Here is a 13,598-nt window from a genome sequence, read left to right as displayed (position 1 = left end):
CACCGCTACCGTCGTACCACGCGGAACTGCACACGGCTGAGGGGACGTACGCGGCATGAGCCAGGGCGACGAGCGCGGCTACGGCGGCAACGAACCGGCCGGCCACACGGACGACGCGTACAGCACCCTCGGCGGGACGCGCCAGACACGCACACGCCTGCCCCGCGGCGGCGACGAGGGCGACGGCTACGGCCGGCGGCCCGCCCGGAACTCCCGCTCGCTGATCATGGTGGTCGGCGTGGTCGTGCTCCTGATCGCGGCGATCGCGTTCGCGAACCAGGGCGGCGGCGGTGACACCTCGGGTAACGGCGCCGAGAAGGCGACGGACGCGGCGGGTGCGGGCCCCACGGCCGCGACGGGCACGAAGCCGGTCCAGGGCAGGAACGGCACGATCGCGTCGGGCTTCGCCCATGACGAGCAGGGGGCGCAGAGCGCGGCGGCGAACTACGCGGTGGCGCTGGGGTCTGCGGAGATGTTCGACAAGACACAGCGTGACGGCATCCTCGACGCAGTCATTGCACCGGCGTCCGTAGAAAAGTTTCGGACCACGCTCGACAAGGCGTACTCGATCGGCTTCTTCAGGAATGTCGGACTCAACGACGACGGCACCGCCCCTGCCGGCTTCACCTTCGTCTCGCGCACGACCCCCATCGGCACCAAGACAACGAGGGCATCCGCCGACCAAACGACCGTCGAAGTCTGGTGCTCCGGCCTCATCGGCTTGGCGGGCGAAGGGTCGACCAAGCCTGTTACGGACGGCTGGTTCACCATCACCATGGAACTGCAGTGGGTCGATGGCGACTGGAAGGCTCTCACTCATTCACAGAAGGACGGCCCTGCCCCCGTAGGCGGCGACAACAGGGCATCGAGCGCTGACGAGATCGCCGGTGCTGTCAACGGGTTCGGAGGCTTCACCTATGCCCGGTAAAGCCCGGCGTCTCACAACGTCGTTCCTCGGCCTCGTGGCCACCGTGCAAGCATCGCTCGTCTTGTTCGCCGCAAGAGCCACGGCCGCTCCGAGCCCCACGCCCAGCCCCAGCTCCAGCAACAACCCCTGCGATTTGATCTACGGTGCTGCCCGCGACTACTGCGAGGATGGCGAAGCCGGCGGGGCCGACCGCAGCACACCTCCCATCACCGACGACGCCATGGACCCCCTCACCTCGCTCGCCCGCGGCTGCGCCGACGCCGCCGCCTACCTCGTGGGCAAGCTGAGCGAGGCCGTGGAGAGCACCGCGACCGTCGACTTCACCAACTCCACCTTCCGCACCCAGTACGCCGTCGTCTTCGCCGCCTCGACCATCCTCACCCTGGTCCTGTGGCTGTTCGCCGTGGCCAAGCGGGCCATCCGGGGCGTGCCGTTCACCACCGCGATCTCCGAGGCCATCGGCTTCCTCTGGCTCACGGTCCTGGCCTCGGCGTTCACACCGCTCATCCTGTACGTGGTCGTCTCGGCCACCGACGGCGTCACCGAGGTCATCTCCACCGCGACCGGAGGACAGAACGACGTCTTCTTCGGGTCGTTCGCCGAGGCGCTCAAGAAGGGCAACGACATCGGCGGCGGGCCGATCATGCTGATCGTCGTCTCCCTCGTGTCGATCCTCGCCGCCGGCATCCTGTGGCTGGAGCTCGTGATCCGGGCCGCCCTGCTCTACGTGGGCGCCCTGCTCGGCGTCGTCGTGTACTCCGGGCTGGTCGACAAGAACATGTGGGGCCATGTCCGCCGCTGGGCGGGCATCATGATCGCCGTGATCATGGTGAAGCCGGTCATCGTCATCGTGCTCGGGCTCGCCGGGGCTCTCTCGGCGGACGACGGGCCCAACGCCTTCTCCGCCGTCGTCTCCGGTCTCGCCATCATTCTGCTGGCGATCTTCGCCTCGGCGATGATCTACCGCTTCGTCCCCGGCTTCGGCGACGAGATCCAGGGCGCCCGCACCAACCGCAAGCAGGCGACCGACGGCTCCCAGGCCGCCGCGATGATCAGTTCGCCCGCTGCCCTCGTCTCCCAGGGCATCAAGACCCACAGCGGTCGCGGAGGCGGTGAAGGCGGTGGCGGTGGCGGCGGTGCCCGGCCCTCCAACCCGGTCAGCGGCGGTGTCGCCGCACACAGCTCACGTAACCCGGGCGGCGGTGGCGGCTCCGCCGCGCCCTCGCCCCGCAGCGGGTCCGGACCCACCTCCGGCACCCCCCACGGCAGCCGCTCCCCGCGCGGAGGCGGTTCAGGCAGCACAGGCAGCACGAGCACAGGAGGTGGAGGGCGTTGACGATCCAGTCCCACACGATCGCGCCCCGCCGCACGTATCTCATCGGCCGGGCCCGGCCGAACGCGATCGTCGGCAAGAACCGCGAGACGGGTGAGATCGCGCTGATCATCGCCGGGGCGTTCCTCGGCATGATGAGCGGCCTCCTCGTCCCCGCCCTCTCCCTGCGGATCGTCTGCCTCGTGGGCTTCCCCATGCTGGCCCTGGCCGTCGTGTACGTCCCCTACAAGGGCCGCACGTTCTACAAGTGGTTCGAGATCAACCGCAGCTTCAAGCGGACCCTGCGCCGCGGCACCGCCTACCGCTCCTCCGCCATGGAGGCGGGAGTCAGCGCCGACGGGCGCGAGGTGGAGATCGGGCCGCCGCCCGGCATCGGCAGGATCAGCTGGCTCGCCGCACCGTTCGGCCCCGACGAGATCGCCGTACTGCTCCACGCCGACCGGCGCACGGTCACCGCCGCCATCGAGATCGAGGGCCCCGGGGTCGGCCTGCGCGACAGCGAGGACCAGGAGGCCCTGGTCGACCGCTTCGGCACCCTCCTCAAGCACGTCGCCAACGGCGACGGCTTCGTGACGCGCCTCCAGATGCTCGCCCGCACCCTCCCGGCCGACCCCGACGCCCACGCCAAGGACGTCGCCCAGCGCGGCGACAGGAACGCGCCCGGCTGGCTCCAGGACTCGTACGACCAGCTCCAGTCGATGGTCTCCACCTCCAGCGAACAGCACCGCGCCTACCTCGTCGCGTGCATGCACTACAGCCGCGACCTGGCCGCCGAGGCCAACGCCATGGCCCGCGCCATCCGCCCCCACGGCGGCCGCAAGGTCGACCGCGACTCGGGGCTCGCGGTCGTCATGGCGCGCGAGCTGACCGACATCTGCGCCCGGCTCGCCGAGGCCGACATCCGGGTCCGCCAGCCGCTCGGCCAGAGCCGGCTGGCCTCGCTCGTGCACTCGATGTACGACCCCGACCACCCCATCGACCACATCCAGGCGATGACGAAGCGCAACGCCTGGCCGGCCGAGCTGGACGCCGTCGAACCGACGTTTCTGCAGGCCAAGACCCGCGAGTCGACCACGCGCGCACCCTGGTGCCACTCCACGGCCTGGGTGAAGGAATGGCCGATGACTCCGGTCGGCGTGAACTTCCTGGCTCCTCTGCTCGTCCACACGCCCGACGTGATCCGCACGGTCGCGGTCTGCATGGACCTCGAACCCACCGAGATCGCCATCGAGAGGATGCTGACCGAGAAGACCAACGACGACGCCGAGGCGAGCCGTCAGGCCAAGATGAACCGCACCGTCGACCCCCGTGACATCGCCGCCCACGGCCGGCTCGACCAGCGGGGTGAAGATCTGGCGAGCGGCGCGGCCGGGGTGAATCTCGTGGGGTACATCACCGTGTCGTCCCGGTCCCCGGAAGCCCTCGCCCGCGACAAGCGGACGATCCGCGCGTCGGCCGGCAAGTCGTATCTGAAGCTGGAGTGGTGCGACCGGGAGCACCACCGGGCCTTTGTGAACACCTTGCCGTTCGCCACCGGCATCCGTCGCTAACGAGAGGGCAGTCACGCCATGCGAGATCCCCTGTCCGCGATGTCGGATGCCTTCACCGCCTTCCTCTTCGGGAAGGTGGAGACGACCCGGCTGCCGGTCCGTACGTCGACGGGCCAGGCCCAGGCCGTCTACCTGCCGACCGCCGCGCCCGGCCTCGGCGACTCCGGCGTGATCATCGGGCGTGAGGTGTATTCGGGCAAGGGCTACATCTACGACCCGTTCCAGCTGTACGGGCAGCAGCTCCCGGCCCCGCACTGGCTGGTGCTCGGCGAGTCCGGCAACGGCAAGTCGGCTCTGGAGAAGACGTACGTGCTGCGCCAGCTCCGCTTCCGTGACCGCCAGGTCGTCGTCCTGGACGCCCAGGGCGAGGACGGCGTGGGCGAGTGGAACCTCATCGCCGAGGAGCTGGGGATCACCCCGATCCGGCTCGACCCGACGGCCGCGCTGAACGACGGGATCCGGCTCAACCCGCTCGACCCGTCGATCACCACGACGGGTCAGCTGGCCCTGCTCCGCACCATCATCGAGGTCGCCATGGGCCATGGCCTCGACGAGCGGTCCGGCTTCGCGCTCAAGGTCGCCCACGCGTACGTCAACAACACCCTCACCGACCGGCAGCCGGTCCTGATGGACATCGTGGAGCAGCTGCGCCACCCGAAGCCCGAGTCCGCCGAGGCGATGAACGTGGACATAGACGATGTCCGCGCCTGGGGCCTCGACGTCGCCCTCGTCCTGGACCGCCTCGTCGACGGTGACCTGCGGGGCATGTTCGACGGCCCGACCACGATCGGCATCGACCTCGACGCACCGCTGATCGTCTTCGACCTCTCGCACATCGACCGCAACTCCATCGCGATGCCGATCCTCATGGCGATCGTCGGGGTGTGGCTGGAACACACCTGGATCAGGCCCGACCGGAAGAAGCGCATCTTCCTGGTCGAAGAGGCCTGGCACATCATCAACTCGCCCTTCGTCGCACAGCTCTTCCAGCGCCTGCTGAAATTCGGCCGACGCCTCGGGCTGTCGTTCGTGGCGGTCGTCCACCACCTCAGTGACGTCGTCGACGGAGCCGCGGCGAAGGAAGCGGCGGCCATCCTGAAGATGGCCTCCACCCGGACGATCTACGCACAGAAGGCGGACGAGGCGAGAGCGACGGGCAAGGTCATCGGTCTGCCCAGGTGGGCGGTCGAGATCATCCCGACGCTCACCCCGGGTATCGCCGTGTGGGACGTCAACGGCAACGTGCAGGTCGTCAAACACCTGATCACGGAGGCAGAACGCCCCCTGGTCTTCACCGACCGCGCGATGACCGAGGGATCCGCGGTGGACCTGCTCCCCGAGGACGTACGAGCAGCGGAGCTGGAGGCGGAGCAGCGGGCGGCACGGATCGAGCACCAGCAACGGCTGAACGAGTCCTCCGAGTCAACGGTGGCATGACATGGCACGCCAGGCACCATCCGGCACGGGGCGCGGCGGGGAGGGCCAGGGAGGCGTCCCGGACGGCCTGCTGATCGGCCTGCTGGCCTTCTTCCTCGCCCTGACGGTCCTGGCATGGACGGCCACCGGCCTGGCCGGGCTGTTCGCCCACGGAGGCTGGCCGGACGGCGTCACGCTCATGCGGACACCGCTGGCCCTGCGCGCGCTGGTCGTCGAGCCGACGGACCTGGCCGGTGCCTGGCCCGACACCCCGCCCGTCTCGCTCTCCGGATACGGCCTGTTCTGGGGCCTGTTCATCGGCGAGGTGATGGTGCTGCTGGTCCTGTCGGTGTTCACGCTCGGGGTGGTGACGCGCTGGCGCCTGGTCCGGAAGCAGAGGAAGGCGGCCCCCGCACCGTACGAGGCCGGCCGGCCCCCCGTGCACGACCGGCCCGTGCTCCACGACACCGGGCCGGGCCTCACACACCGCGGCCCCGAACCCCTGCGCGCCGAAGGGCACCCGCCACCAGCCCGGGCCGCCTTCGAGGCCGCGCCACCCGCCGTCTCCCGCACGCCGGAGCCCGCTCCCGCCGACCTTCTCGCCGCGTACGCCTCCGAGCCGGCCACGCCGGTGCCCACGCCCCGCACCCCGCACCTCCTCTACGGCGCCTCCGCCACCCGGCGCCCCGCCGTCGTGCGGGCCATCCGTGACGCCGAGGGTCCCGCCCTCGTCGTGACGTCGGACCCCACCGTCTGGGCCGAGACGAAGGACGCCCGCAGCAAGCTCGGCCCGGTCCCCGTCTACGACCCGGGCCACCTCTGCGACACCCCGGCCCGTCTCCACTGGTCGCCCACCGCCGGCTGCGAGGACCCCGCCACGGCGGCCTCCCGCGCCGCCGCGCTCCTCACCCCGGTCCGCCCTCTGGCCAGGATCGACGCGGCCGTCGCCGACACCGCGCAGACCCTCCTCCAGTGCTGGCTGCACGCCGCCGCCGTGGACGGCCGCCCTTTCCGGCAGGTCCACCGCTGGGCGTCGGGCTCAGGCGGCCACGAGCCGGTCCGCCTGCTCCGCACGCACCCCAAGGCCGCGTCCGGGCTCGCCGGCCTCCTGGAGTCCGCGCTCACCGCCTATCCCGAACGCCGCGAGGCGGCCCAGGAACTGACCGTGCGGGCCTTCGCCGCCCTCTCCTCGGTCCACGTCCGTGAGGCGTGCACACCCAACCGAGCCGATGCGCTCGTACTGGATTCTTTTGCGCGTGAAGGGGGAACGCTCTATCTGGTCGGTGAACCCATCGAGGATCCCCGCCACCACCCCGGTGCGATGCCTCTGCTCACCGCACTCGCCTCACACGTGGTCGAGCACGGCCGCCGCATGGCCGCACGGTCAACCGACGGTCGGCTCGACCCACCAATGACGCTCGTCCTCGACGACGTCGCGGCCGTGGCTCCGCTTCCCCAGCTTCCGGAGCTCCTGTCGACCGGCCGGGACCACGGGCTGCCCGCCCTGGTCCTGCTCCGCTCCGAGGAACAGGCCCGTGCCCGCTGGCGCGACCCTCTGCCCGCACCCGGACCGCGCTGACCCTCCGTCAGGCACCCGGACCGCGCCCGCCCTCCGCTCAGCCCCTGCCCGGCCGAGGCAGCTCGAACTCCAGCTCCAGAGCGGTCGGATCGCCGTCCATGGGAAGCGTTCCCCCGGTCGGGACGAAACCGATCCGCCGGTAGGAGGCCGCCGCACGCGCGTTGGCCTCGTGGACGTAGAGCCGCACCCGCTCCAGGGGCGGGCCGGACAGGGACCACGCCCATGCGATCGCCTCGCGGAACAGTACGTCCACCACCCCACGCCCCCGGTGCTCCGGCCGGACGAACACCCCCACCAGATGCCCCTGGTCGACCTCGGCCGCCTCCCCGAAACCCGGTTCGGACGCCGGGCGTTCGACGAGCACCGACACGGTCCCGGCCCACTGACCGTCGGGCGCCTCGGCGATGAACTGACGGACGTGCTCCCCCGAGGCGGCGCCCGCCGTGCGCTCCTGCCAGAACGCGTCGGGCCGGACCCGCGCGTGCTCGTACGACTCCAGGAACGCGATCGGGGCCACCGGGTCCTGGAGCGCGGCCAGCCGGATCTCCCTGGCCCGCTCCCATTCACCGGCCCGCACTGCACGCACGACATAGTCCATCCACCGATCGTGCCCTGCCGCCCCAGGCCCCGGCAAACGAGATACACCGCCCCTCAGCCGTCCAGCGTCAGGGCGTTCTTGGCGTGCGCCACGGACTCCTCGCCGGCGGGACCACCAGGGTTCTCGGTGGCCAGCGACTGGTTCAGAGCGACGAAGGGCCGCATCCGCTCCTCGTAGCGGGCGTAGGCGGCCGTGTGGTCGCCGGGGGCCTGGGCCAGGCAGCCCGCCAGGACGTGCGCGCCCACGAGCGCCAGGCTGGTGCCCTGCCCGGAGAGCGGCGAAGGGCAGTATCCGGCGTCACCGAGCAGAGCGACCCGGCCCTGCGACCAGCGGTCCATCCGGATCTGCGCCATGGCGTCGCAGTAGAAGTCAGGGGCGTCGCGGGCGGCCTCCGCCAGACGCCGCCCCTCCCACCGCAGCGCCGAGAGCCGCTCCGTGATGGTGCGCCGGAGGGCGTCGGCGTCCCGGGGGAGCGGACCGGACTCGAACCCGAACGCCACCCTCAGCTCCCTGTTCTCGCGGACGGACATGATGCCGAAGCCGACATCGCCGTCCCGCAGCCACACCTGCCAGTCCTCCAGACCGAGGAAGTTGTCCGCGCTGAACACCGACAGATAGCTGCCGAGATGGTGGGCGTAGCGCTCCTCGGGCCCGAACGCCAGGCGTCGTACCGTCGAGTGCAGGCCGTCCGCCCCGATGACGAGGTCGAAGGTGCGGGACGGCTCGCGGGCGAAGTCCACCCGCACACCGGTGGCGCCCTCGACGAGTGCGGTGATCGTGTCCCCGAAGAGGTACTCCACGTCTCCCCTGGTGCGCGCGAAGACCATGCGCACCAGGTCCTCGCGCAGCAGCTCGATGTCCGCGCTGTCCAGCCGGCCGCTGCTGAGGGCCATCTCCGTGGAGCGCTCGATCTCCTTCCCTTCGGGATCCAGGACCGACATGCCGCGCATGCGGGTACGCGCCCGCCGCGCCTCGTCGAGCAGGCCCATCCGCTCGATCACGTCGAGCGCGACCCCCCGGACGTCCACGGCCTGCCCACCGTGCCGCACGCCCGGCCCCCGTTCGACGACCGTGACCACGAAGCCGTGGCGGTGCAGCCAGTGGGCCAGAGCAGGTCCGGCGACACCGCCACCGGATATGAGAACGGTGCGCATCAGAATCTCCCCTCGTAGGATGGACCTGACTGAACGTACGGCGTACGCACCCTGCCCGCCACCAGGAGCTTTTCCCCTCTGCACTAGGACAGTTCCGCTGCGGACAGGGTCGTCGCCGGTACCGGCTGCACTAGGACAGACCATGAAGGGCGGGCAGTGTGACGAACGCCACGGGAGGCTCGGGGACGCCGCCGTACCTCCGGATCGCGGCCGAGATCCGCCGCCGCGTCGAGCAGGGCGAACTGGCCCCGGGGGAACGCGTCCCCTCGACCCGCCACATCGCCAGGGAATGGGGCGTCGCACTCGCCACCGCCACGAAGGCCCTGACGCATCTCCGGCTGGAAGGGGTCGTCGAGGCGAAGCCGCGCGTGGGCACCGTCGTCGCCGCGCCCACCGCCCCGGTCCGCGGGCAGAGGTCCGCACCGCCCACCACCACGCCTCCCGGCCCGGCCGCCGAGCCGGACCTGTCCCTGGAACGGATCGTGCGCACCGCCGTCGACATCGCCGACGCCGAAGGACTCCCCGCGCTCTCCATGCGCGGCATCGCCGCCCGGCTCGGCGTGGCCGCCATGTCGCCCTACCGGTACGTGACCGGCAAGGACGACCTCATCCTGCTCATGGCGGACGCCGCGTTCGGCGAGCAGTTCTACCCCGCCACGGCTCCGGACGGCTGGCGCGCCCGCCTGGAGCTCGGTGCGCGCACGCTGTGGACCCTGCACAAGCGGCACCCCTGGCTCGCCCAGCTCTCGTCCCTCACCCGCCCCCTGCTCCTGCCCAACCTGATGGTCCACGGCGAATGGTCGCTCAGTGCCCTCGACGGCCACGGCCTCGACACCACCACGCTGTTCGACATCCACGTGCTGCTCTACAGCCACGTACAGGGGCTGGCCGTCCACCTGGAACGGGAGGCACACGCCGCGGCGGCCACCGGACAGGACGAGGACCAGTGGATGGACAGCCGCGGCGACGCCCTCCGGAGCCTCGTCGACTCCGGCCGCTTCCCGACCTTCGCGAACGTGGTCTCCTCCTTCGACGACGGCTACGACCTCCGCCTCGACACCCTCTTCGAGCTCGGCCTCAAGGCCCTCCTCGACGGCCTGGCCCCGGTCATCGAGGGCAGGTCCCCCGCATAACCCGCACGCTCCGCGTCGTACCCCGGTACTACGGCGGCCCGCACGTCACAGCCCGCGGTCGGACGACCGCCCCACGCCCGCTCCGTAGCGTCGACCACATGATCAGGGCATACGAACTCACCAAACGCTACGGGGACTCCACCGTCGTCCACGGTCTCGACTTCACCGTCCGGCCCGGCACCGTCACCGGCTTCCTCGGCCCCAACGGCGCCGGGAAGTCGACCACCATGCGCATGCTGCTCGGCCTCGACGCACCCACCGGCGGACGTTCCACCATCGGCGGCCGCGCCTACACCACCCACCCCGCACCGCTCACCGAGGTCGGCGCCCTCCTGGAGGCACGCTCCGTCCACCCCGGACGCACCGCCTTCCACCACCTCATGGCGCTCGCCCACACCCACGGCATCCCCCGCAGCCGCGTCGAGCACGTCCTGGACCTGGCCGGCCTCACCACGGCCGCCCACCAGCGGGTCAAGGGCTTCTCGCTCGGCATGGGGCAGCGGCTCGGCATCGCCGCCGCGCTCCTCGGTGACCCGGCGACCCTCGTCCTCGACGAACCGGTCAACGGGCTGGACCCCGAAGGCGTCCTCTGGATCCGCACCCTGCTCACCTCGCTCGCGGCGGAGGGCCGGACCGTCCTCGTCTCCTCCCACCTCATGAGCGAAATGGCGCTCACCGCCGACCACCTCATCGTCATCGGACGCGGCAGACTCCTCGCCGACACCACCGTCGACGAGCTGATCCGCGCCGCGGGCGGCGCCTCCGTCAAGGTCGTCACCCCCCAGGCCGACACCCTGCGCACCCTGCTGAGCGGCCCCGGTGTCCGGATCACGACCGGCACCGCCGGCGAGCTGACCGTCCACGGCACGGACGCCGCCCAGATCGGCCGCACCGCAGCCGCCCACGCCGTCACCCTCCACGAACTCACCCCCCGAACCGTCTCCCTGGAGCAGGCCTTCATGGACCTCACCCAGGAGTCCGTCACCTACCGGACCGCCGCACCCCTGACCGGAGCCCCCGCATGACCACTGCCGCCCCGACCTCTCCGTACCGCGTCACGGCCCGCCACGTCCTGCGCTCCGAATGGCACAAGCTCCGGACCCTGCGCTCCACCTGGGTCACGCTCCTCTCGGCGTCGGCCGTGGTCCTCGGCGTCGGCCTCCTCATGGGCACCACCTACACGTCGGACGGCGGCGACTCCGACGTCGACACCGTCGTCCTCGTCCTGTACGGCACGCTGCTCGGCCAGTTGTGCGTCGCGGTCCTCGGCATCCTCGTGACAGCCGGCGAGTACTCCACCGGAATGATCCGCGCCTCGCTCACCGTCGTACCGCGCAGGCTCCCCGTCCTCGGGGCCAAGGCGGCCGTGTTCGCGGTCGTGACCTTCGGCTGGATGCTCGCCACCGCACTGATCACCTTCGTGTCCGCACAACTGCTCCTGCAGAACACCGACCAGGCCGCCGGGCTCATGGACCACGGCATCCTCGCAGCGATCACGGGCAACGCGGCAGGCATCACCCTGCTCAGCCTGGTCGCCCTCGGCCTGGGGGCCGCCCTCCGCTCCGTGCCCGGCAGCATCGGGGCCTACGTCGGCTGCGTCCTGATCCTCCCCGAGGTGCTGGGCATGCTTCCGTACGATGCCGTGGACAGCGTCCTGAGATACTTCCCGACGCAGGCCGCCGGTGCGCTCGGCACCGCCACCCCCCTCCCGGGAACCGCGGACACCGGACCCGCCCTGCTGGCCCTGTGCCTCTGGGCGGCGGCCGCACTGGGTGCGGCCGCAGTGCTCCTGCGCCGCCGGGACGTGTGACGGAACTGCCGGAGGAAGACGGTGAGACACCGACGAAGGGCGGACGGCGTGGAGGACGGGACACGCCCGCGCCCCGCTCCCCCGACTGCGGCCCCCGCTCCCCTCACCCAGCACCTCCAGGCCCTGCTGCAACGGCTCCGTGCCTTCGACTCCCGCCGGCCCCTCCTCTGGGACCTCACGGTGACCGCCTTCTGGGTCGTCTTCGCGGTGCTCGACTACAGCACCGGCGGCTGGCGCACCGTCGCCCGCAACACGGCAGCACCGGAACCCCTCGTCCTGCTGATGAGCCTGTGCTTCTCCGTCCCCCTGTTCTGGCGCCGCAGCCATCCCGTCACGGTCCTCGCCCTCATGACGCCCGTCTCCCTGGTGAACATCTGGACCGGCGCGATCGTCCAGGCCGCCTTCCTCCAGCTGATCCCCGCCTACACGATCGGTCTGCGCCTCCCCCTCCGGACCCTGGTCCTGTCGGGGTTCCTGACGTGCCTTCCCGTCGCAGCGGGAGCGATCCGGATCACGGGCACAGCGGACCGCCAACTCGTGTCCTACCTCTGGGGATTCGCCGTCGTCGCGCTGCTCGCCATCGCCGTACGCACCCGGCGGGAGCACACCGAGGCCCTCGTCGAGCGCGCTCACCGGCTCGAACGCGAGCGCGACCAGCAGGCCCAGCTCGCGGCAGCGGCCGAACGCGCGCGCATAGCCCGGGAGATGCACGACATCATCGGGCACAACCTCTCCGTCATCACCGGCCTCGCCGACGGCGGTGCGTACGCTGCGGCCAAGAACCCCGAACGCGCGAGCCAGGCCCTCGAAGCCATCGGGACCACGAGCCGCCAGGCCTTGGCGGAGCTACGGCGTACGCTCGGTGTCCTGCGTGAGGCGGCCCCCACCCCCGAGCTGTCACCGCAGCCCTCACTCGCGGACCTGGACGCGCTGCTGAACGGCGTACGCGAGGCAGGTCTGCCCGTCCGACTCGTCGTCCAGGGCGACCCGCCGCGTGCCCCCTCCTCGCCCGGACGCCAGCTCGCCGTCTACCGGGTGGTCCAGGAGTCCCTCACCAACACCCTCAAGCACGCAGGTCCCGAGGCCACCGCCGAGGTGACCGTCACCTACACGTCCACCGGGCTGGAGGTCCTGACCACCGACACGGGTGGCCGCTCCACGCACCTCCCCTGCGACGAGGCCGGCACCGGACGGGGCATCAGCGGAATGCGGGAGCGCGCGACCCTCTACGACGGCACAATCGAAGCGGGCCCGCTGCCCGCAGGCGGCTGGCGGACACGACTTCGCCTTCCCCTGGAGGACGCACCCCCGTGACGACGACGGTACTCATAGCCGACGACCAGGCCATGCAGCGCTTCGGCTTCCGCATGCTCCTGGAGAGCCAGGACGACATGACGGTCCTCGGTGAAGCGGCCCACGGCACGGAAGCGGTGAGCCTGACAGCCCGCCACCACCCGGACGTCGTCCTGATGGACATCCGGATGCCAGGACTCGACGGCATCGAGGCGACCCGCCGGATCATCGCATCAGGGGCACCCACCCGCGTCCTCATCGTGACGACGTTCGACCTCGACGAGTACGCCTACGACGGCCTGCGCGCCGGAGCGAGCGGCTTCCTCGTCAAGGATGCCCAACCCGAGGAACTCCTGTCCGGCATCCGGGCCGTCGCGAGCGGCGATGCCGTCGTCGCCCCGAGCCTCACCCGTCGGCTCCTGGACGCCTACATCCACCACCTGCCGGCCGTCCCCGGCTCGACCCCGGCCTCTACGGCCTCGGGAGATGCACGTATCGCCGCACTGACGGAACGCGAGAGGGAGATCCTCACGGTCATCGGACAGGGATGGACGAACAGCGAAATCGCCTCGCGTCTGTACCTCGCGGAGTCCACGGTGAAGACGCACGTCACCCGCATCCTCGCCAAGACGGGGTCCCGGGACCGCATCCAGGCCGTCATCCTGGCCTACGACACGCGCCTCGTGAACGCGCGCTGAGCCGGCCGTGGGGCTGTGGGGCGGCTTCCGCACGCAGAGGCTCCGTGCAAAAGGCCCCGGAACGCAGAAAAGCCCCGTGCCACAAGGGCACGGGGCTTTCCCGGAA

Annotated in this window: 12 protein-coding genes; 10 read left to right on the top strand and 2 right to left on the bottom strand. The window is 71.2% G+C overall.

Translation table 11 applies throughout. From position 1 onward, the window contains the following. The first annotated feature begins 55 nt into the window (after positions 1-55). From ACFC51_RS25385 to ACFC51_RS25365, 5 genes are read left to right on the top strand one after another with little or no spacing between them, the layout of a single operon-like run. Positions 56-928, top strand: a complete 873-nt coding sequence (locus ACFC51_RS25385; protein WP_376530943.1) for a hypothetical protein — start codon at positions 56-58, stop codon at positions 926-928. Beyond that, positions 918-2,264: a hypothetical protein gene (locus tag ACFC51_RS25380; protein WP_376530941.1), complete on the top strand. Its 1,347-nt coding sequence runs from the start codon at positions 918-920 to the stop codon at positions 2,262-2,264. The genes ACFC51_RS25385 and ACFC51_RS25380 overlap by 11 nt, the downstream gene beginning before the upstream one ends. Beyond that, positions 2,261-3,811 (top strand): SCO6880 family protein, encoded by a 1,551-nt coding sequence (locus tag ACFC51_RS25375; protein WP_376377800.1) that lies wholly within the window; start codon positions 2,261-2,263, stop codon positions 3,809-3,811. The genes ACFC51_RS25380 and ACFC51_RS25375 overlap by 4 nt, the downstream gene beginning before the upstream one ends. 18 nt (positions 3,812-3,829) lie before the next feature. Next, entirely contained in the window at positions 3,830-5,248 is a 1,419-nt protein-coding gene (locus tag ACFC51_RS25370) for an ATP-binding protein (protein ID WP_376377802.1), read from the top strand. 1 nt (position 5,249) lies between these two features. Then, entirely contained in the window at positions 5,250-6,806 is a 1,557-nt protein-coding gene (locus tag ACFC51_RS25365) for a type VI secretion protein (protein WP_376530939.1), read from the top strand. A 37-nt stretch (positions 6,807-6,843) separates the two neighbouring features. Here ACFC51_RS25365 and ACFC51_RS25360 read toward each other — a convergent pair whose 3' ends face one another. Together ACFC51_RS25360 and ACFC51_RS25355 are read right to left on the bottom strand one after the other, a co-directional pair. Further along, the gene (locus tag ACFC51_RS25360) at positions 6,844-7,404 is read right to left on the bottom strand and encodes a GNAT family N-acetyltransferase (RefSeq protein ID WP_376530937.1); all 561 of its coding nucleotides are present in this window, start codon (positions 7,402-7,404) and stop codon (positions 6,844-6,846) included. Between the two features lie 53 nt (positions 7,405-7,457). After that, positions 7,458-8,558 carry an FAD-dependent monooxygenase gene (locus ACFC51_RS25355; RefSeq protein ID WP_376530935.1) on the bottom strand — a complete coding sequence of 367 codons (1,101 nt, stop codon included), beginning with the start codon at positions 8,556-8,558 and terminating at the stop codon, positions 7,458-7,460. 158 nt (positions 8,559-8,716) lie between these two features. Between ACFC51_RS25355 and ACFC51_RS25350 the strand changes: the two genes are divergently transcribed. From ACFC51_RS25350 to ACFC51_RS25330, 5 genes are all read left to right on the top strand, one after another. Further along, positions 8,717-9,691: a TetR/AcrR family transcriptional regulator C-terminal domain-containing protein gene (locus tag ACFC51_RS25350; RefSeq protein WP_376377810.1), complete on the top strand. Its 975-nt coding sequence runs from the start codon at positions 8,717-8,719 to the stop codon at positions 9,689-9,691. Between the two features lie 98 nt (positions 9,692-9,789). Then, the gene (locus ACFC51_RS25345) at positions 9,790-10,716 is read left to right on the top strand and encodes an ATP-binding cassette domain-containing protein (RefSeq protein WP_376377812.1); all 927 of its coding nucleotides are present in this window, start codon (positions 9,790-9,792) and stop codon (positions 10,714-10,716) included. Further along, positions 10,713-11,501 (top strand): ABC transporter permease, encoded by a 789-nt coding sequence (locus ACFC51_RS25340; protein ID WP_376530933.1) that lies wholly within the window; start codon positions 10,713-10,715, stop codon positions 11,499-11,501. Before ACFC51_RS25345 ends, ACFC51_RS25340 begins: the two co-directional genes overlap by 4 nt. A 21-nt stretch (positions 11,502-11,522) precedes the next feature. Then, a complete protein-coding gene (locus ACFC51_RS25335; RefSeq protein WP_376377815.1) occupies positions 11,523-12,815 on the top strand; it encodes a sensor histidine kinase in 1,293 nt (430 codons plus the stop codon). Beyond that, positions 12,812-13,492: a response regulator gene (locus ACFC51_RS25330; protein ID WP_376377817.1), complete on the top strand. Its 681-nt coding sequence runs from the start codon at positions 12,812-12,814 to the stop codon at positions 13,490-13,492. Before ACFC51_RS25335 ends, ACFC51_RS25330 begins: the two co-directional genes overlap by 4 nt. Positions 13,493-13,598: the final 106 nt, after the last annotated feature.

It is taken from the genome of Streptomyces sp. NPDC055962 (assembly GCF_042270185.1).
Lineage (GTDB): Bacteria > Actinomycetota > Actinomycetes > Streptomycetales > Streptomycetaceae > Streptomyces.
Note: the sequence above shows the minus strand (reverse complement) of the source record. Positions and strands in the feature narration are given on the sequence as shown.